The sequence below is a fragment of the Actinoplanes rectilineatus genome, from assembly GCF_000962825.1.
GTDB classification, from domain to species: domain Bacteria; phylum Actinomycetota; class Actinomycetes; order Mycobacteriales; family Micromonosporaceae; genus Actinoplanes; species Actinoplanes rectilineatus.
Genome location: NZ_JZKF01000037.1, coordinates 1 through 19849, shown reverse-complemented (window position 1 = coordinate 19849; position 19849 = coordinate 1). Strand labels below are relative to the sequence as shown.

The 19849-nt window shown below is 70.8% G+C and carries 17 protein-coding genes; 11 read left to right on the top strand and 6 right to left on the bottom strand.

Annotated elements, in window-relative coordinates; translation table 11 throughout:
- Positions 1-13 precede the first annotated feature (13 nt).
- Entirely contained in the window at positions 14-1105 is a 1092-nt protein-coding gene (gene gcvT, locus WH85_RS25635; protein ID WP_045744561.1) for a glycine cleavage system aminomethyltransferase GcvT, read from the bottom strand.
- 143 nt (positions 1106-1248) lie between these two features.
- Between gcvT and WH85_RS25630 the strand changes: the two genes are divergently transcribed.
- Positions 1249-2784 (top strand): leucyl aminopeptidase, encoded by a 1536-nt coding sequence (locus tag WH85_RS25630; RefSeq protein WP_045744560.1) that lies wholly within the window; start codon positions 1249-1251, stop codon positions 2782-2784.
- Between the two features lie 22 nt (positions 2785-2806).
- On the opposite strand, the gene WH85_RS25625 is transcribed toward WH85_RS25630, so the two are convergent.
- Positions 2807-3178: a hypothetical protein gene (locus tag WH85_RS25625; RefSeq protein WP_045744559.1), complete on the bottom strand. Its 372-nt coding sequence runs from the start codon at positions 3176-3178 to the stop codon at positions 2807-2809.
- A gap of 112 nt (positions 3179-3290) precedes the next feature.
- Between WH85_RS25625 and lpdA the strand changes: the two genes are divergently transcribed.
- The 7 genes from lpdA to WH85_RS25590 all read left to right on the top strand — a co-directional run bounded on the left by lpdA (position 3291) and on the right by WH85_RS25590 (position 12200).
- Positions 3291-4682 (top strand): dihydrolipoyl dehydrogenase, encoded by a 1392-nt coding sequence (gene lpdA / locus WH85_RS25620; protein ID WP_045744558.1) that lies wholly within the window; start codon positions 3291-3293, stop codon positions 4680-4682.
- A 55-nt stretch (positions 4683-4737) separates the two neighbouring features.
- Positions 4738-6525, top strand: coding sequence for a 2-oxoglutarate dehydrogenase, E2 component, dihydrolipoamide succinyltransferase (sucB, locus tag WH85_RS25615; protein ID WP_045744557.1), 1788 nt, complete (start codon positions 4738-4740; stop codon positions 6523-6525).
- Positions 6526-6630: 105 nt separating this feature from the next.
- Positions 6631-7548, top strand: a complete 918-nt coding sequence (locus tag WH85_RS25610; protein ID WP_045744556.1) for a TIGR01777 family oxidoreductase — start codon at positions 6631-6633, stop codon at positions 7546-7548.
- Positions 7549-7579: 31 nt separating this feature from the next.
- The gene (locus WH85_RS25605; protein ID WP_045744555.1) at positions 7580-9457 is read left to right on the top strand and encodes a DUF6311 domain-containing protein; all 1878 of its coding nucleotides are present in this window, start codon (positions 7580-7582) and stop codon (positions 9455-9457) included.
- A gap of 26 nt (positions 9458-9483) precedes the next feature.
- Positions 9484-11397: a DUF6311 domain-containing protein gene (locus WH85_RS25600; RefSeq protein WP_342669802.1), complete on the top strand. Its 1914-nt coding sequence runs from the start codon at positions 9484-9486 to the stop codon at positions 11395-11397.
- Positions 11398-11406: 9 nt separating this feature from the next.
- Positions 11407-12036: a lipoyl(octanoyl) transferase LipB gene (gene lipB, locus WH85_RS25595; RefSeq protein ID WP_045744554.1), complete on the top strand. Its 630-nt coding sequence runs from the start codon at positions 11407-11409 to the stop codon at positions 12034-12036.
- Positions 12036-12200 (top strand): peptide ABC transporter substrate-binding protein, encoded by a 165-nt coding sequence (locus WH85_RS25590; protein WP_045744553.1) that lies wholly within the window; start codon positions 12036-12038, stop codon positions 12198-12200. The genes lipB and WH85_RS25590 overlap by 1 nt, the downstream gene beginning before the upstream one ends.
- On the opposite strand, the gene WH85_RS25585 is transcribed toward WH85_RS25590, so the two are convergent.
- From WH85_RS25585 to aspS, 3 genes are read right to left on the bottom strand one after another with little or no spacing between them, the layout of a single operon-like run.
- On the bottom strand, positions 12197-13417 hold the full coding sequence (locus WH85_RS25585; protein ID WP_045744552.1) for an outer membrane protein assembly factor BamB family protein: 1221 nt from the start codon (positions 13415-13417) through the stop codon (positions 12197-12199). The two genes, WH85_RS25590 and WH85_RS25585, sit on opposite strands and share 4 nt — an antisense overlap.
- A 7-nt stretch (positions 13418-13424) precedes the next feature.
- Positions 13425-14558: an outer membrane protein assembly factor BamB family protein gene (locus WH85_RS25580; RefSeq protein WP_045744551.1), complete on the bottom strand. Its 1134-nt coding sequence runs from the start codon at positions 14556-14558 to the stop codon at positions 13425-13427.
- A gap of 16 nt (positions 14559-14574) precedes the next feature.
- On the bottom strand, positions 14575-15831 hold the full coding sequence (aspS, locus tag WH85_RS25575; RefSeq protein ID WP_045744550.1) for an aspartate--tRNA(Asn) ligase: 1257 nt from the start codon (positions 15829-15831) through the stop codon (positions 14575-14577).
- A 352-nt stretch (positions 15832-16183) separates the two neighbouring features.
- Here aspS and lipA point away from each other — a divergent pair, with 352 nt between their 5' ends.
- The gene (lipA, locus tag WH85_RS25570) at positions 16184-17107 is read left to right on the top strand and encodes a lipoyl synthase (protein WP_425394664.1); all 924 of its coding nucleotides are present in this window, start codon (positions 16184-16186) and stop codon (positions 17105-17107) included.
- Between the two features lie 58 nt (positions 17108-17165).
- On the opposite strand, the gene WH85_RS25565 is transcribed toward lipA, so the two are convergent.
- Positions 17166-17354 (bottom strand): hypothetical protein, encoded by a 189-nt coding sequence (locus WH85_RS25565; protein ID WP_045744548.1) that lies wholly within the window; start codon positions 17352-17354, stop codon positions 17166-17168.
- Between the two features lie 380 nt (positions 17355-17734).
- Here WH85_RS25565 and WH85_RS25560 point away from each other — a divergent pair, with 380 nt between their 5' ends.
- Together WH85_RS25560 and WH85_RS25555 are read left to right on the top strand one after the other, a co-directional pair.
- Positions 17735-18424, top strand: a complete 690-nt coding sequence (locus WH85_RS25560; protein ID WP_045744547.1) for a DUF4191 domain-containing protein — start codon at positions 17735-17737, stop codon at positions 18422-18424.
- Between the two features lie 174 nt (positions 18425-18598).
- A partial coding sequence (locus WH85_RS25555; protein WP_045744546.1) for a right-handed parallel beta-helix repeat-containing protein occupies positions 18599-19849 on the top strand: 1251 nt, incomplete at its 3' end.

Genomic DNA, 19849 nt, shown 5'->3' with positions numbered 1-19849 from the left:
CCACAGCCGGTGTTCAGCGCACCGACGGCGTGACGAACGGCGGTTTGACGACCTTCGCCTCGATGCGCTTGCCGCGGACCTCGATCTGCACCGGGTCGCCGTCCGCGACGCCGGCCGCGGTGTCGATCAGGGCCAGCGCGATGCCGACCTTCTTCGTCGGCGAGAAGGTGCCGCTGGTGGTCTCGCCGATCAGCTGCTCACCCGCGTACACCTGCATGTGCCCGCGCGGGATGCCGCGGCCGGTGAGCTCGAGGCCGCGCAGCTGGCGCCGGGGACCGGCGGCCTTCTCGGCGAGGAGGGCGTCACGGCCCCAGAAGGCGGGCTTGGTCCAGCCGACCGCCCAGCCGGAGCGGGCCTGCACCGGGCTGATCTCCAAGGAGAGCTCCTGGCCGTGCAGCGGGTAGCCCATCTCGGTGCGCAGGGTGTCGCGGGCGCCCAGGCCGCAGGGCCGGACACCGGCCGCGATCAGCGCGTCCCAGACGGCCGCCGCGTCGTCCCAGCCGACGACCAGTTCGTAGCCGTGCTCGCCGGTGTAGCCGGTGCGGCAGACGATCAGCTCGGCGCCGCTCAGTGTGGCGTTCTCGAACGACATGTAGTCGTGGGTGGTGGGCAGGCCCAGCCTGCCGAGGATCTCGGCCGACTGCGGGCCCTGCACCGCGAGGACGGCGTGCTTCGCGTGCTCGTCGGTGACCGTGACGCCCTCGGGCGCGGCGGCGACCAGGCGGCGCACCACCTCGGCGGTGTTCGCCGCGTTCGGGATCAGGAAGACGTGCTCGTCGCCGTAGAGGTAGGCGATCAGGTCGTCGACCACGCCGCCGCTCTCGTCGCAGCACAGCGTGTACTGCGCCTTGCCGGGCTCGATGCGGCCCAGGTCGTTGGTGAGGCAGGCGTTCACGAAGTCCGCCGCGCCCGGGCCGGTGACCCGTGCCTTGCCGAGGTGCGACACGTCGAACACGCCGGCCGCCTCCCGGACGGCCGCGTGCTCCTTCAGGACACCGCCGCCCGCATACTCCAGAGGCATCTCCCAGCCGCCGAAGGCGGCGAACTTGGCGCCCAGAGCGGCGTGGCGGTCGTGCAGCGGTGACTGGTGAAGCTCGGCAGACATGAGACTCAACTTACCGCTGACCTTGGGGCTCTATAGAGTCGCGGTGACACCACCTGACTCCGGTGCGGGCTCGCACCGGTTTTCCCACCCGCCGGGAGCGCGCCCACCGGCAGCGTCCCGGCACGACGTCCCGGAGTGCCCGAGTGACCCAGCCCAGCCTCAGCCTGGTCGACACCGACCCGGCCGAATCGGCGGTCGATGCCATCGTCATCGGCCTGCACAGCCAGCCCGACGAGGACGGCTCCCTGCTGCCCGCCGCCGGCGCCGAGAGCATCGCCGCCGCCTTCGACGGCAAGCTGATCTCGACGCTGGCCCTGCTCGGCGCGACCGGATCGGCCGGCGAGGTGACCAAGCTGGCCACCCTCGGCACGATCTCCGCGCCGCTGCTGGTCGCGGTGGGCCTCGGCGCCGAGCCGACCGGCGCCGCCCCCGACCTGGAGACCCTGCGCCGGGGCACCGGCGCCGCGGTCCGCGCGCTGGCCGGCAGCGCCACGGTCGCCCTCGCCCTGCCCGTCCCGGACAGCGCCGAGGGTGCACCCGCCCTGCGTGCGGTGCTGGAGGGCGCGGTCCTCGGCGGTTACAAGTTCGCCGGCTACAAGACCAAGCCGCAGAAGAACCGCCGTGACCCGGTGGCCGGGCTGCAGCTGCACGTCACCGACGCCACCGACCTGGCCGTCCAGGCCGAGGTCCAGCGGGCCGAGGTCGTCGGCCGCGCGGTCCGCCTGACCCGCGACTGGGTCAACATGCCGCCGAACGAGCTGCAGCCGCCGTCCTTCGCCGACCTGGTCGCCGCGCAGGCCACCGAGGCCGGGCTGGGCGTCGAGGTGCTCGACTTCGAGCAGCTCAAGGCCGGCGGTTACGGCGGCATCGTGGCGGTCGGCCAGGGTTCGGAGGCCCCGCCGCGCCTGGTCAAGCTGACCTACACGCCGGAGGGCGTCAGCGACCCCAAGCGGGTCGCCCTGGTCGGCAAGGGCATCACCTTCGACACCGGCGGCGTCAGCATCAAGCCGTCGGCCGGCATGTGGGAGATGAAGTCCGACATGGCCGGCGCCGCCGCGGTGGCCGCCACGCTGCTCGCGGTCGCCGCGCTCAAGCCGGGGGTGGCCGTCTCCGGTTACCTGGCCATCGCGGAGAACATGCCGTCCGGTTCGGCGTACCGTCCGGGTGACGTGATCACGATGTTCGGCGGCAAGCGGGTCGAGGTGTTCAACACCGACGCCGAGGGCCGGATGGTGCTCGCCGACGCGATCGCGCGGGCCTGCCAGGACGGCACCGACTACCTGTTCGAGACGTCCACGCTCACCGGCGGCCAGGTGGTCGCGCTGGGCAAGCGGATCGCCGGCCTGATGGGCTCGGACGAGGCCACCGCGCTGGTCGACGCGGCCGGTGCCGCGGTCGGCGAGCCGGTCTGGCGGATGCCGCTGCCGGACGACGTCCGCAAGGGCATGGAGTCGGAGATCGCCGACATCTGTCAGACCAACGCCAATCTGGACCGTGCCGGGCACATGCTGCAGGGTGGCGTGTTCCTGCGCGAGTTCGTCGGCGAGGGCGTGGAGTGGGCGCACATCGACATCGCGGGCCCCAGCTACCACACCGGTGAGGCCAGTGGTTACTGGACCAAGGGTGGCACCGGCGTGCCGGTGCGCACGTTCCTGAAGCTGATCGACGACCTGTCCTGAGACCCTGGGGCGTCGCCCGGTCTCAGACCGGGCGGCGCTTCTGGCGTTCGTTGTAGTCGCGCATCCGCTGCGGATAGCCCAGGAGCCGGACATCGTAGATCGGCAGGGAGATCTTGTGGGCCAGACGGCGGGCGATCTCCGGGGAGCCGATCCGGCGCCGGGTCCACTCGCCGTCGTGTGCGACAAGCAACAGGGTGGTCTCGGTCACCGTCGTCTGTGGCTCGATGAAACCCTCGACACCGCGGCGACTGCCGGCGAACTCCGTGAGATGCTCGAGAGCGGCCTGGTCGGCCGGCCTCCCTCCCGGGCCCTGAGACCGGGGACGCCGCCGGAACCACGCCACTGCTCCTCCTCGCGCTCGCTGCCGCAAGGGTACGTCGGGGTCACGCGTCATGGGGCACCTGACTGCATTGACCGGGTCCGCAAGTGACAAGATGTCATTGACGGGACTGTGACCGTTTCCATTGTGTGACCCACACGGAGACGATGCGACCACTGGAGTCAACGTGAGCCAGCCCAACGGCGGAACCTTCGACATCGTCATTCTCGGCGCCGGCAGCGGGGGTTATGCGACTGCCCTGCGCGCCGCGCAGTTCGACCTCAAGGTCGCGCTGATCGACAAGGCGGAACTGGGCGGCACCTGCCTGCACCGCGGCTGCATCCCGACGAAGGCGCTGCTGCACGCCGCCGAGATCGCGGACCAGACACGCGAGAGCGAGCAGTTCGGCGTCAAGGCCGACCTGGTCGGCATCGACATGGCGGGCGTGAACGCCTACAAGGACGGTGTGGTCGGCCGCCTCTTCAAGGGCCTCACCGGCATGCTCACGCACAACAAGAACATCACCGTGGTGCAGGGCGCCGGCAAGCTGGTGTCGAAGGACACCGTCGAGGTGGACGGCCAGCGCTACGTCGGGCGCAACATCGTCCTGGCGACCGGCTCCTACTCCCGCTCGCTGCCCGGCCTCGAGGTCGACGGCACGCACGTGCTGACCAGTGAGCACGCGCTCAAGCTCGACCGGGTGCCCAGTTCGGCGATCGTGCTCGGCGGCGGCGTCATCGGCGTCGAGTTCGCCAGCGTGTGGAAGTCGTTCGGCGCCGACGTGACCATCGTCGAGGCCCTCCCCCGGCTCGTCGCCGCGGAGGACGAGGAGATCTCGAAGCAGGTCGAGCGCGCCTTCCGCAAGCGCAAGATCAACTTCAAGGTCGGCAAGCCGTTCGAGAAGGTCGAGAAGACCGCGAACGGCGTCAAGGTCACCATCGCCGGCGGCGACACCCTCGAGGCCGAGGTGCTGCTGGTCGCGGTCGGCCGTGGCCCGACGACGGCGAACCTCGGTTACGAGCAGCAGGGCATCACGCTCGACCGGGGCTTCGTGATCGTCAACGAGCGCCTGCACACCGGCGTCGGCAACATCTACGCCGTCGGCGACATCGTGCCCGGCCTGCAGCTCGCGCACCGCGGCTTCCAGCAGGGCATCTTCGTGGCCGAGGAGATCGCCGGCAAGAACCCGGCGGTCATCGACGAGGCGGGCATCCCGCGGGTCACCTACTCCGACCCCGAGGTCGCGTCGGTCGGCATCACCGAGGCCAAGGCCAAGGAGAAGTACGGGGCCGACAAGGTCTCCACCTACAACTACAACCTCGGCGGCAACGGCAAGAGCCAGATCCTCAAGACCGCCGGCTTCATCAAGCTGGTCCGGGTCGAGGACGGCCCGGTCGTCGGCGTCCACATGGTCGGCGCGCGGGTCGGCGAACTCGTCGGCGAAGCCCAGCTGATCACCAACTGGGAGGCCTTCCCCGAGGAGGTCGCCCAGCTCGTACACGCCCACCCGACGCAGAACGAGGCGCTGGGCGAGGCCTTCCTCGCGCTCGCGGGCAAGCCGCTGCACGCGCACAGCTGATCGCACGCGCACAGCTGATCCGATCGTTCATAAGCGTTAAGGAGTTTGGGGAAAAATGCCGGTATCGGTAACCATGCCGCGGCTGGGTGAGAGTGTCACCGAGGGCACCGTCACGCGCTGGCTCAAGCAGGAGGGCGAGCGCGTCGAGGTCGACGAGCCGCTGCTCGAGGTCTCCACCGACAAGGTCGACACCGAGATCCCGTCCCCGGCCGCGGGTGTGCTCACCCGGATCGTGGTCGGCGAGGACGAGACCGCGGACGTCGGCAGCGAGCTGGCCGTCATCGCCGGCGAGGGCGAGGACACCGGTTCCGCCGCGCCCGCCCCGGCCCAGGAGGCCGAGCAGGCCGACGAGCCCGAGCCCGCCGCACCCACCACCCCCTCGACCGAGAAGCCGGCCGAGGACGAGGCCCCCGCGCCGCAGACCGCCTCCGCGGGTTCGGCCGAGGGCACCGAGGTCACGATGCCGGCGCTCGGCGAGAGCGTCACCGAGGGCACCGTCACCCGCTGGCTCAAGCAGGTCGGCGAGCGCGTCGAGGTCGACGAGCCGCTGCTCGAGGTCTCCACCGACAAGGTCGACACCGAGATCCCGTCGCCGGTGGCCGGCACCGTCCTGGAGATCAAGGTCCCCGAGGACGAGACCGCCGACGTCGGCGCGGTGCTCGCGGTGATCGGCTCGGCCGACGCCAAGCCCGCCGCCGCTCCGGCCCCGGCCGCCCCCGCCCCCAAGGCGGAGGCTCCGAAGGCCGAGGCGCCCAAGGCCGAGGCTCCGAAGACGGAGGCGCCCAAGGCCGAGGCTCCCAAGGTGGAGACGGCTCCGGCACCGCAGATCGCCAAGGCCTCCGAGGCCGAGCCGGCCGCTCCGGCGCCCGCCGCGGTCGCGGTCGCGTCGAACGGTGCCGGCGACGCCGGTTACGTCACGCCGCTGGTGCGCAAGCTCGCCGCCGAGAAGGGCGTGGACCTGTCCACCCTGACCGGCACCGGCGTGGGCGGTCGCATCCGCAAGCAGGACGTCATCGACGCCGCTGAGAAGGCCGCCGCCGCCAAGGCACCGGCCGCCGCGGCGCCCGCCGCCGCTGCTCCGGCCGCCGCACCCGCCAAGGCGAAGGCCGAGCCGAGCCCGCTGCGGGGCCGCACCGAGAAGCTCACCCGCATCCGGGCCACCATCGCCCGGCGCATGGTCGAGTCGCTGCAGGTCTCGGCGCAGCTCACCACGGTCGTCGAGGTCGACGTCACCAAGATCGCCAACCTGCGCAACAAGGCCAAGGCCGACTTCCAGGCCAAGCACGGCGTGAAGCTCACCTTCCTGCCGTTCTTCGCCCTGGCCACGGTCGAGGCGCTGCAGCAGCACCCGGTGGTCAACTCCTCCCTCGACCTCGAGGCGGGCACGGTCACCTACCACGGCGCCGAGCACCTGGGCATCGCGGTGGACGCGCCGAAGGGCTTGGTCGTCCCGGTCATCAAGGACGCCGGTGACCTCAACCTGGCCGGTCTGTCCAAGCGGATCGCGGACCTCGCGGACCGGACCCGCAACAACAAGATCGGTCCGGACGAGATCGGCGGCGGCACCTTCACGCTGACCAACACCGGCAGCCGGGGTGCGCTCTTCGACACCCCGATCATCAACCAGCCGCAGGTCGGCATCCTCGGTCTCGGCGCGGTCGTCAAGCGCCCGGTGATCGTGAACGACCCGGAGCTGGGCGAGATCATCGCGCCGCGCTCGATGGTCTACCTGGCCCTCAGCTACGACCACCGGATCGTGGACGGCGCGGACGCCGCCCGCTTCCTGGTCACGCTGAAGGAGCGTCTGGAAGCCGGTCAGTTCGAGGCCGACCTCGGCCTGTAGGCACGGGCGGTAAGAAACACCGGAAGCACCGAACCGGGAGGTATGTCACCAGACATACCTCCCGGTTTGTTTTGCGGCGTGGGATCTTCGGGAAAGAATCAGGACATGCGCATCGTCATGGCCGGGGCCTCGGGTTTTCTCGGCACCAGGCTCGCGGGACAACTGAGTCGGCACGGTCATGAGATCACCACGCTGGTGCGGCGGCCCGCCCAGCGCACCGGTGAGGTCACCTGGGACCCGGCGCAGGGACGCCTGGACCTCGCGGCGCTCGCCGGCGCGGACGCGGTGATCAACCTGGCCGGCGCGGGGATCGGCGACCACCGGTGGACCACGCGGTACAAGAACGTGCTGCGGACCAGCCGGGTGGACACCACCGACACGATCTCCCGAACGATCCGGCAGCTCCCCGAGGACGAACGGCCGAAGGCCCTGCTGCAGGCCTCCGGTGCGGGCTGTTACGGCGACACCGGCGACCGGGAGGCGGGCGAGGACGCCCCGCTCGGCACCACCTTCCTCGCCGACCTGTGCCGGGTGTGGGAGGCCGCCGCCCGTCCCGCCGAGGACGCCGGCGCCCGGGTCGTACTGCTGCGGACCGCCCCGACGATCGACGCCTCCGGCTCGCTGCTCAAGCCGCTGCTGCTGCCCTTCAAGATGGGCGTGGGGGGCCGGATCGGCGGCGGGAAGCAGTGGATGGCCTGGATCGCCCTGACCGATTGGCTGAATGCGGTGGAATTCCTCCTGGAGCGGGAGGACGTCGCCGGACCGGTGAACCTCGTCTCAGCAGAGCAGTGCACCAATGCCGCGTTCACCCGGGCGTTCGCCAAGGCCGTTCACCGGCCGGCACTGCTGTCGATCCCCGGGCCCGCGTTGGACCTGGTCATCGGCGAATTGGCGGGCGAGATGCAGATCAGCCAGCGGGTGGTGCCGGGGGTGCTGAAGGCTGCCGGGTTCACCTGGGCGTACCCGGAGATCGAGGCCGCGATGGCCGCTGCGCTGCGCCCCGAACCGGCGATGGCTCCCTGAGCACACGGAATATCTTGCTAACCTGCGGCTGATGTCAGTCGCCGCCCCCGCCCCCGCCGCATCCGCAGATCCCCCCGAGACGCCGGCCGCCCCGCCGCGCACCCGCCGGCCGTGGCGCGCCCACGTGACCATGGGTGTCGTCTCGGTGGCCCTCGCCGTCTATGTGACGAGTGGTCTGTGGTCAGACCCGTACCGGCACGTCCTCTCGGACAACGTCGGCGATCAGGCCTTCTTCGAATGGCTGCTGGGATACGGCGTCTACACGCTGCAACACGGCTCGGACCCGTTCTTTACCGAGTTGCTGAACGCCCCGCTGGGGGTCAACCTCGCGGCGAACACGTCGATCACGGTGTACACCGTGCTGTTCTCGCCGCTGACCCACCTGGCCGGCCCGCAGCTCTCGTTCGTGACCCTGCTCACGCTGAACCTGTCCGGCGCCGCCATGGTGTGGTATCTCTTCCTCCGCCGCTGGCTGGTCACCAGCCCGCTGGCGGCCGGGGTCGCCGGACTGTTCTGCGGGTTCGCGCCGGGCTTCGTCTCGCACGCCAACGGCCACCTCAACTGGAGTGCCGGCTGGGTGGCACCGGTGGTGCTGTGGCGGGTGCTGAAACTGCGCGAGGAGGGCCGCTGGCTGCGCAACGGCCTGCTGCTCGGCGTGACGCTGGCGGTCGGCTTCTCGATCGCGGCGGAGGGCCTGTTCTTCACCGCCATCGCGAGCGGTGTCTTCCTCGGCGTCTGGTCGCTGGCCCGGCCGGTCCGCGAGGAGGCCAAGGCGGCGTTCACCACCGTGCTGCGGGCGCTGGGCGTGGCCGCCGCGGTGGCCGGGACGCTCCTGTCGTACCCGCTCTACATGCATTTCGCCGGTCCGCAGTCGTTCTCCGGGACCGGCTTCAACCAGCGGTACTTCGTCGAGGACGCGGCGGCCTACCTGTCCTTCCCCAGCCGGTCGCTGGCGGGACTCCTCGGCCTGCACTCCGACCTCGCACCCAACCGCACCGAGGAGACGTCCTTCTTCGGCGTACCCCTGCTGATGTTGATCGTGGTGGTCTTCGTCGTGCTCTGGCGACGGGCCGCTCCGGGGCGGCAGGCGACCCTGCGGGCCGTCGGCGTGACCGGCCTGGTCTTCCTGGTGCTGTCCTGGGGGCCGCGGTTCAACTGGATGGGCGCGGAGCTGAACATCCCGCTGCCCTACGCCCTGCTTGCCCACCTGCCGCTGTTCGACTCGGCGCTACCTCTGCGGTACGCCCTCGCCCTGGTCGGCGTCTTCGGCGTGCTGCTCGCCCTGATCGTGCAGGAACTGGTCAGCGACCGGATCACCTCGGTCAACCTGCGCACCGGCCTGATCTCGGCGCTCGTGGTGAGCCTGCTCCCGCTGGTGCCGCTGCCGCTGCGCATCCAGGAGCGGGCCGCCGAGCCGGACTTCATCGCCGACGGCACCTGGCAGCGGTACGTGTCCGACAACGGTGTGCTGACCGCCCTGCCGTTCGCCCTCAACGTGCAGGCCGACGGTCAGCGCTGGCAGTCGTACACGATGGCCCGTGGTGGTCCGCAGTTCCGCATCCCGTCCGGCTACTTCCTCGGCCCGCAGACCACCGGCGAAGAGGGCCGGAAGCAGATCGGCCGGATCGGCGCGCCGCCGCTGGCGACCGACTGGCTGTTCACCCGGGCCGCCCTGTACGGCTACGTCACGCAGCTGACCGACGCCGACCGCGAGCAGGCCCGGTCCGATTTCGCCTACTGGGGTGTGGAGGCCGTCTTCCTGGCCGAGGAGATCACCGGCTCGGATCACATGACGTTGTACCGCGGTGCCGTCGAGGCCACCGCGCGTGATCTTCTGGGCGAACCGGAACAGGTGGACGACGTGCTCGTATGGCGGATCCGTCCCGGCGTGGACCCGGTCGATCGGTGAATTCCGAGATCGGTAACCTCCCGCAGGTGACGATCGCCGCTGACGCCCCGATCACCGCTGAGAACGCTCCCACCACGCCGTCGCCGACTGCTGACGGACCGTCCTCACCAGACCGTCCATCCCGGTTGCGCCGCTGGTCGGCGCACCTTGTGATGGCCCTGATATCGCTGGCCGGGGCGGTGTACGTCACGCAGGGTCTGTGGTCCGCGCCGTTCCGCAACGTGCTCGCCGCGAACGTCAGCGACCAGGCCCAGTTCGAGTGGGTCCTGTCGTACGGCGTGTACTTCCTGCAGCACGGCACCGACCCGTTCTTCACCACGCTGTTCAACGCCCCGCGCGGCGTGAACCTGGCGATGAACACGTCGAGCACGTTCTACGCCACGCTCTTCTCCCCGGTGACCCGGTTTCTCGGCCCGGAGATCAGTTTCGCCACCATCCTGACTCTGAACCTGGCCGGGTCCGCCTTCGCGTGGTACCTCGTGCTGCGCCGCTGGCTGGTCCGCAGCGGACTCGCGGCCGGCATCGGCGGCCTGCTGTTCGGGTTCTCCCCCGGTCTGGTCTCGCACGCCAACGGCCACCTCAACTGGACGTCCGGCTGGATGGTCGCGATCGTCCTGTGGTGGGTGCTGAAGCTGCCCGAGAAGGGCCACTGGCTGCGCAACGGCATCGTGCTCGGTCTGCTCTGCGCGGCCGGTTTCTCGATCGCCGCCGAGGCGCTCTTCTTCACCGCCCTGGCCAGCGGGATGTTCCTGGCCATCTGGGTGTTCTCCCGGCCCGGGCTCAAGCGGCTGCGCGCCGGACTGCCGCCGGTGCTGGCCTCGCTCGGCGTGACCGCGGTGATCGCCGGGGCGTTGCTGGCGTACCCGCTGTACATGCACTTCGACGGGCCGTTGAAGTTCTCCGGCACCGGGTTCGTGATGAAGTTCTACGCCGAGGACCTGGTGGCGTACATCTCGTACCCGCTGGCGTCGGTGGCCGGTGCCTTCGGCCTCGGCGCGGACCTCGCCCCGAACGCCACCGAGGCGACCAGCTTCCTCGGGGTTCCGCTGGTGTTGCTGTTCCTGTTCTCCCTGGTGATGCTCTGGCGGCGGGCGTCGCCGGAGCGCCGGGTCACGCTGCGCGCGCTGAGCGTCCTGGCGTTGTTCTTCTTCCTCCTCTCGCTCGGCCCGCGCCTGCGGGTGATGGGTGAGGAGACCGACATCCCGATGCTGTACGCCCCGCTCGAGCGGGTCCCGCTGTTCGACTCGGCGCTGCCGGTCCGGTTCACCCTGGTGGTCGTCGCGATCGTGGCGATCGTCGTGGCGCTGGTCGCCGACGAGCTGTTCAGCGGCCGGATCCGGTCGTGGGCCGGCCGGGCCACCCTGCTGGTCGCGATCGTCGCCGCGCTGGCCCCGATCGCCCCGCTGCCGCTGAAGACGATGGAACGGGCCACCGAGCCGGACTTCATCGCCAACGGGACGTGGCGTGACTACGTGTCGGACAACGGCGTGCTCACCTCGCTGCCGCTCGCGATCGACGTCTCGATGGACACGATGCGCTGGCAGGCCGACACGATGGCCCGGGGCGAGGAGCACTTCCGCATTCCGGGCGGCTACTTCCTCGGGCCGCAGAACTACGACGAGAGTGGCCGGGAGATGGTCGGCCGGGTCGGCGCTCCGGAACTGCCCACCGACCGGATCTTCTACCGGGCGGCCCGGTGGAACTCGCTCACCAAGATCACGAATCTGGAGCGGGCGCAGGCGCGGGCCGATTTCGCGTACTGGCAGCTCGAGGCGATCTTCCTGCCGAACCAGGTGACCGGCCCGAAGGGCATGCTCAACCGGGAGGCGCTGCGCAAGGTGGCCACCGATCTGCTCGGCGAGCCCGAACGTGTGGACGACGTTCTGGTGTGGCGCATCCGTCCCGGGCTCGATCCGGTCGACGTTCCCGAACGGGATTAGGATTTCGGTGTGACTTCCTCCGTACTCACCGTCCTGCGCCCGGGCCTCGTCGACTACGTCGAGGCCTGGGACGAGCAGAAGCGCCTACACCAGGCCGTGGTGGACGGCACCCAGCCGGACACGATCCTGCTGCTGGAGCACCCCAGCGTCTTCACCGCGGGCAAGCGCACCAAACCCTCCGACCGGCCGTTCGACGGCACCCCCGTGGTCGACGTCGACCGCGGCGGCGAGATCACCTGGCACGGCCCGGGTCAGCTGGTCGGCTATCCGATCCTCAAGCTGGCCACCCCGGTCGACGTGGTCGCCTACGTCCGCCGCACCGAGCAGCTCCTGATCGACGTCTGCGCCGAGTTCGGCGTGACGGCCGAGCGGGTGGAGGGCCGCAGCGGCGCCTGGGTCAAGGCCACCGACGGCGGGCCCGACCGCAAGATCGCTCAGATCGGCATCCGGGTGCAACGCGGCGTGACCCTGCACGGCTTCGCCATCAACGCCGACTGCGACCTGGCGAATTTCAACCGGTTCGTGCCCTGCGGCATCAGCGACGCCGGTGTCACCTCACTCAGTGCCGAGCTGGGTCGCCCGGTGCCGGTCGCCGAGGTGCTGCCGGTGGTCGAGCGGCACCTGCCCACGCTGTTCTGATGGCGCTCTACCGCAACCCGCAGGACAAACGGGTCTTCGTCGCGAAGAAGGGCGGCGGGATGGTGCTGAATTTCGGCCACCCGATCGCCTGGACCATCCTGGTCTGCACCACGATCGTCCCGTTCGTCATCGTCGCCGTGGTGACGCTGGCCGTGTTCCTCTAAGAACCGATCTCCCAGACGGTGTGGCCCCCGGCAGCATCCGGACAGGCCAGGAAACGACCGGCCGTGCTGCAGAACGACGGCACCGCGTTCTGCAGCACGCCACGCAACTCCCCGGTGGCCGCCTCGGTCACCACCACGCCCTCGGTGCTGATCCGGAGCGTCCACGGCCCGGCCACCCCGCCCTGCCCCAGTTCTCGCACGGTCCACCCGCTGGACAGGTCGATCTCGTTGACCCGGGAGTCCTGGGTGATCGCCAGCCCGCGCGCGGCCGGCACGCCCGCCTCGACCACCTGACCGCTCACCGGATCGATCACCACGCTCTGCGCGTTCGACCCGAGTGGTTCGAAGGACAGGTATTCCGGCGCGGTCCAGACCATCCGCCCGCTCGCCGGGTCCAGCGCCGTCATCCCGTTCATCCCGGTCAGGCAGATCAGGTCCCCGCAGCTCACCGCCTGATGCGCCCCGGTGCCGGGCACCCGCCACAGCGGCGTCAGATCGGGCAGCCGGTACGCCGACAGGCCCCGCGGCCTGATCAGCAGCACCAGGTCACCGACGATCGGCGCCACGGTGAGCGCGGTGTCGGTCGACTCCGCGAGGTTCCGCCGGGTCAGCTCCCGGCCGTCCGCCATCGACCGGACCACCGCCATCCCGCCGGCGGCCATGCTGAGCACCCAGCGACCGGCCGGGTCGACCTCGGCGGTCGGCGCCGCCCCTGGCACGGTCCACAGGGCATCCCGCGGCGCCGCCGGGTCCACCAGGCTGAGATCGCCGTCCTCGCTGGTCACCAGCAGCTTGTCGCCGGCCACCACGGCGTACGACGAGTCCGGTGTCCGCAGCAACTCCTCGCCGGTCGCCGTGTCCAGCACGACCGTCTCCAGGCCCATCGAGACGAGCAGCATCGAACCCACCAGACCGAGCAGCGGCGCCGCGTCGGCCGAGTTCACCGGATGCCGCCATGCCACGCCACCGGTCTGCAGCGGCTGCGCCACGATCTCCGGCCGGTCCCCGGAACCGACCGTGTAAAGGGTGGACTCGGTCAGCAGGAAAGCCCCGTCGACGTGGGCGGTCTCTCGTACCCCCGGAGAACGATGATCGGCGGGCGCCGCCGCACCCAGGGTGAGCAGCAGCGCGCCCGCGCCCGCCGCCCGCGTCCAGCGGGACGGGCGCCACCGCTGCGGCGACACCGGTTCCGGCACGGCGACGTCGAGATCGATCATCACCGGATCATGACGCAAGGCGCCACACCGTGACCCGGTAGTCGTCGACCTGGCAGGCGAGGTGCCGGCCCGCGCGGGCGCATCCGAACGGCAGGACCTGCGGGATCGTCCCCAGGACGGCCCCGTCCCGGGTGACCCAGCTCCGGCCCTGACCGGGTCGCAGGAACACGTCGCCGACCACGAACCCGCGGCCCAGCGTCTCCGCTACCTCGCCGGTCTCCGGGTCCAGGCGCACCAGGCCGTCGTCGTCCCCGCCGGCCGCCACCCCGTCGATCCAGGCCGTCCATTCGGCCCGCCGCCAGTTGATCTCCCCGGTCGCCGGGTCCACCCCGATCAGGCCCGAGGCGCCGCCCACACAGAGCAGCGTGCCGCAGCCGGTCAGTGCCAACGGCGTCGGCATCGCCGTGATCCACCGGCGCCGGAGATCCGGCAGGGTCAGCGCGATCAGCTCCAGGTCGCTGAGGACGAACACCCCACCGTCCTGGATCGTCAACCGGTCACCGATCACCGCCGCGTTGCTCGCCAGCACCGCACCGGTGTCCCGGTCGTAGGCCCACACGTCGTTGTTCCGGTCGAGGGTCACCAGATGGTGATCGTCGGTGGCCGCGGCCACCACGGGGTCCGGCAGCGGCACCGACCAGAGAACCCGGGTCGTCGCCGGGTCGAAGAACTCCAGGTTCTCCTCGTCGCTCAGCAGGAACCCGTCCCCGGCCGGCACCGCCGTCCCGAAACCCTGGTATTCCCAGCGCACCGCCCCGGTCGCGGCGTCCACGACCAGCGGCGTCGAGCCCTCCGACAGGACCGCCAGGTTCGGCCCGGCCACGGTCAGCGTCGGGAACTCCGCCTCGACCAGCCGGCTCCACAGCACGCCGCCGCCGGTCAGCGACACCGCCGACAACTCCAGCGCGGTCGCGCCCTCCTGCTTGTCGGCGAGGTAGAGCACGTCCTCGGTGAGCAGCCACGACTCCACCAGGTCGTCGGTGACCGCGACCCGGTGGAGCTCGGGCGTCCACGGCCGGGCCGCCGACGCGCCGCTGAGCAGCGTCAACGCCACGGCCAGGAGCAGCGACACCGGGCGCCACGGCACGCGGGGACGCGGCTGCGGACTTGGCGGCCGCTGGACGTCGAGATCGATCAGCACGCCGCCATCGATACCACTACGGCGCCATCCGGTGCAGGTCACGCGGGAAGGCGGTGACCTCGCGGACGTTCGCCGCACCGGTCAGCCGGGCCACGAACCGTTCCAGGCCGATCGCCCAGCCACCGTGCGGGGGCATGCCGTACCGGAATCCGTCCAGGTAACCCCGGTAGGCCTCCAACGGTTCGCCGGCCGCGGTCAGGGCGGCCACGTAGTCCTCGTACCGGTGCAGCCGCTGACCGCCGGTGACGATCTCCAGGCCGCGGAAGAGCAGGTCGAAGCCGTTCGACCAGGCCGGGTCGGGATGGGTGTAGAACGGCCGCTTGCGCATCGGGTAGCCGGTGACGAAGAGGAACTCCGACCCGTGCTCGCGGCGCGCCCACTCCCCCAGCGCACGCTCGTGCGCCGGGGCCAGGTCGGGTTCGTCCGCGGGCGCGCCGGCGATCCGCAGCGCCTCGGTGAAGTGCACCGCCGGGATCTCCGCGGGCACCTCCGGGACGGTCGTGCCGGTGCGTTCCCGGACCTCACCGATCATCCCGGCGACCGTACGGGTCAGCGCGGCCATCACGTCCCGGTGGTCGCCGACGAACCCCATCTCGGCGTCGAGCGAGGTGTACTGCGCCAGGTGCCGGGCGGTGTCGCTGGGCTCGGCCCGGAACACCGGCCCCACCTCGTAGACGCGTTCCAGCACGCCGACCATCAGCTGTTTGAAGAACTGCGGCGACTGCGCGAGGTAGCCGGGCCGGCCGAAGTAGTCGAGGGCGAACACGTTCGACCCGGACTCGGTGGCCGACTCCACGATCTTCGGGGTGTGGATCTCGACGAAGCGCTGCGCCTCCAGCGCCGCGCGGAAGCCCGCGGTGGCCGCGGCGGCGACCCGCAGGGGTGCGCTGCGGGTGGGATGGCGCAGGCTCAGAGCCGCGTGGTCCAGCTGGGCGGCCAGGCCCGCGCTGAGCGTGGGCCGATGCAGTTCGAATGGCGGGGGTACGCGCACCGCGGACAATTCCCGGATCTCCGGCGAGGTCAACTCGATCCCGCCGGGCGCCTGCCCGTTGGCGGTCACCACCGCCACCACCTCGACGACGCTCTCCTCGGAGAGCCGTTCGAGCTGGTCCCGGACCGCCGGTTCGGTGACCACCACCTGACTGAACCCGCCGGCGTCCCGCACGATCAGGAACGCCACCGATTTGAGCAGCCGGCGGCGGTGCACCCAGCCGGCCACGGTCACCTTGCTGTCCACATGCGCCGAAAGGTCGGTGGAGAGGATGCGTTGCACGGCGATGACCTCCTCTGGTGCGGCAACGCGGCCCCAGGGAGGTGTGGGCGAGCGGGAACCTCGCGGTGCCACCACACCTTCGCGCCCTCGCGGGCGCCTCTTGTCCTGCCCGGCTCGGGGGTGTCTTCGTGCTCCGGCGCTCGGGCCACCCTCACAGCTGTCGGTGGCTCTCTCGGCCGGCATTCCGGAGCCTTACTCGGTCCCGTCGTCGCCGTGCCGCCGAGGTTAACAACCGGCCCTCGAATCGGCACGAGCTTTTTACCAGCAAGGGGTGACGGCAGTCACAACATACGTCACGTGAGCCTCGTCGCCCCTGACTCGCGTCGCGCCGTGACGGGCGTATCTTCAGGTTGTGACTATTGCTCCCGAGGGCCGCCGCATGCTGCGCATCGAGGCGCGCAACGCCGAGACTCCCATCGAGCGGAAGCCGCCGTGGATCAAGGTCAAGGCGAAAATGGGTCCCGAGTACACGCAGATGCGTGGACTCGTGCAGAAAGAGGGCCTGCACACCGTCTGTCAGGAGGCCGGCTGCCCCAACATCTACGAGTGTTGGGAAGACCGCGAGGCGACCTTCCTCATCGGCGGCGATCAGTGCACCCGTCGCTGTGACTTCTGCCAGATCGACACCGGCAAGCCGGCCGAGTTCGACGCCGACGAGCCGCGCCGGGTCGGCGAGTCCGTCGCCACCATGGGCCTGAAATACGCCACCGTCACCGGCGTGGCCCGCGACGACCTGCCGGACGGCGGCGCCTGGCTGTACGCCGAGACCGTGCGTCAGATCCACAAGCTGCTGCCCGAGTGCGGCGTGGAACTGCTGATCCCCGACTTCAACGCCGACCCCACCCAGCTGGCCGAGGTGTTCGGCGCCGCTCCCGAGGTGCTCGCCCACAACGTCGAGACCGTTCCGCGCATCTTCAAGCGGATCCGTCCCGGCTTCCGCTACGAACGCTCCCTCGACGTGATCACCCAGGCGCGCGCCGCCGGGCTGGTCACCAAGAGCAACCTGATCCTGGGCATGGGCGAGGAGCGGTCGGAGATCTCCGCCGCCCTGCGCGACCTGCACGCGGCCGGTTGCGAGCTGATCACCATCACGCAGTACCTCCGGCCCACCCCGCGGCACCACCCGGTCGAGCGCTGGGTCAAGCCGGAGGAGTTCGTCGAGCTCCGCGAGGAGGCCGAGCAGATCGGCTTCGCCGGCGTGATGAGCGGTCCGCTGGTCCGCTCGTCGTACCGGGCCGGCCGGCTCTACAAGCAGGCCCTCGAAGCCCGCGGCTGACCAGGCTTCTCGCACCATCGCAGAAACTCCCGGCGCGTACGCACCGGGAGTTTCGCCGTTACTTCTTCTTCTTGCCCTTCTTGTCCTTCTTGGCGGGGAGCGGCGTGCTGTCCGGCACCATCACCGGCCACAGCAGCTTCCCGAAGACCATGAGCAGTGGGGCGACCCAGGCCCACCACGGGACGATGGCGCCGGGGCCGATCAGGCTCTCCTGCACGGCGTAGGCCACGTCGACGGCGGTATCCATGTGTTACCTCCCGGGGACGAAGGGCCTGACCCGTTGCGGGACGCCCTCACTGGTTGGAGCCCTCTGATCGGGTCCCGGCGGGCGCTGCTTGAACCTTCCGCGACGACGCAACCCGGGCGCACCAGCCTCACTCCACCCCGGCACCCGCTCCGGCATGGGGTCGCCTCCGGTTCGGGCCGGTTCCGGTTCGGGCCGGTTCCGGGGGAAGATCAGACATTCCTGGCGGCCGGTTCGGGCGGAACCGGACCGGCCCTTCGCGTGAAGGATCGGGGCCCGCGGGCGCCGGACGCCCGGTATCGCCGTCCACCTCCCGGTAGCTCACGATCAGCGCGGTCCCCGGGACGCCGTGAGTTACCTGAGCACCACTACACTTTGCGGCTATGGCAAAGCCCCAGGAGAAGGTGTCGTTCCGCGATCGCCTGAAGCAGATAGGCCAGGTGTTCTCGTTCACGGCAAAGCAGGACAAGTGGTTCCTTCCACTCGTCGTCGCAGCGGTCGCGATCCCGGTCGCGCTGACCGTGACGGCCGTGCTTCTGGGCTGGGGACTGCTGTGGATCCCGGTCGGCATCCTGATCACGCTGCTGGCCGTGCTGATCGTTCTCAACCTGCGATCCAACACGGCGATGATGAACGTCGCGGAGGGCCAGCCCGGCGCCGCAGCCTCGCTGATGGAGAACATGCGCGGCGACTGGCGGGTGCGTCCCGCGGCCAGCTCGACGACGCAGTTCGACATGGTGCACGTGGTGATCGGCCGGCCCGGCGTGATCCTGCTCGCCGAGGGTGACCCGCAGCGCGTCCGGTCCCTGCTGGGCCAGGAGAAGCGCCGCCTGTCCAAGGTGATCGGCAGCGCCCCGATCTACGACTACATCATCGGCACCGACGAGGGCCAGCTGCCGGTCCGCAAGCTGCGCGCCACGATGCTGCGCCTGCCGCGCAACCTCACCGGCAAGGACGTCAACTCCCTCGACAAGCGGCTCGGCGCGCTGATGGCCCGCCCGCAGATGCCCAAGGGTGCGATTCCGAAGAACATGCGGCCCAGCAAGGGCATGCGCCAGCAGCGCCCCCGCTGACTCCTCGTCAGGGATGGCCGGGCTGCGACGCCCGCCCCCTCACGAAACCGAAGCTGGATCCCAACCTTCCGGGGTACGAGCCACTCGATCGATTTCCGCCATGATCTGCGCCGGGGCGTTAGCCTCGGCGCAGAGCCTTTTCCGGGCTGGACAGTGGATTGAGGAGTTCCACTCGTGGTCAGCACCCTGGCGGTTCCCGGCACCTTCCCGACTCTTCGTGACGCGCTCGAGGCCGCCTCGGACGGCGCTGTCGTCCTGCTCGCCCCGGGCACCTACCCCGAGCTGATCGCGGTGACCCGCCGGCGGGTCACCCTGCGCGCCACGGGCGACCCCGGTTCCGCGGTGATCGACGCCTCCGGGCTGCCCGGTCCGGCGCTCGACGTCACGGACGGCGACGTCGAGATCGACGGCCTGACCCTGATCGCGGGCGATCACCCCGTGGTCGCGGTGTCCGGCGGCCGGCTGCGGTTGCGCCGCTGCGATCTGGCCGCCGGCGACGGCGCCGGCGTTCAGGCCGGTGACGGCGCGACGGTGCAGGCCGTCGAGGTCCGGGTGACCCGCGGCCGGCACGGCTTCGTCTTCTCCGACGCGGGCGGCACGGTCGACGCGTGCGAGGTGCACGGGGTCGGCGGCGACGGGGTGATCGCCCGGCTCGGCGCCGATGTGGTCCTGCGCACCACCGAGGTGACCGGCTGCGGCGGCCGGGGCGTCTACGTCTACCAGGGCGGCCGGCCCGTGATCGAACGCTGTGAGGTGTCCGGCGCGGGCGGCGCGGGGATCGCGGTGGCCCAGGGCGGTGCTGCCCGGATCGTGGAGACGTGGGTGCACGGGACGGCCGGGCCGGGCATCGTCGTCGGGGCCGGTTGCACCGCCTGGGTCGAGCAGTGCCTGGTCGAGCGGACCGCCGACCCGCCGGTCCTCGTCGACCCGGCGGCCCGGGCCACGGTGACGTTGCGCGACGGCGGGAGCCTGCCGTCCGCCGGAGTGGGCGTGGCCGGCTCCGCCCAGGACGCCGCCGAGGTGGAACGTCTGCTGGGTGAGCTCGACGCGATGATCGGCCTCGCCGGCGTCAAAGGCGAGGTCCGCGCCCTCATCGACGAGATCCAGGTCAACGAGTGGCGGCGCAGCGCCGGACTCTCCGTCGGCTCCGCCAGTCACCACCTGATCTACACCGGCGCACCGGGCACCGGTAAGACGACCGTGGCCCGCATCTACGGCCGGTTGCTCAAAGCCCTCGGTGTCCTGCCCAACGGCGAATTCCGCGAGGTCTCCCGCCGCGACCTCGTCGGCCAGTACATCGGGCACACCGCCGAGAAGACCACGTCCGCCTTCGAAGCCGCCATGGGCGGCGTGCTCTTCATCGACGAGGCCTACACCCTGGCCAGAGCCGGCGGGGCGGCAGCCGACTTCGGCCAGGAAGCCATC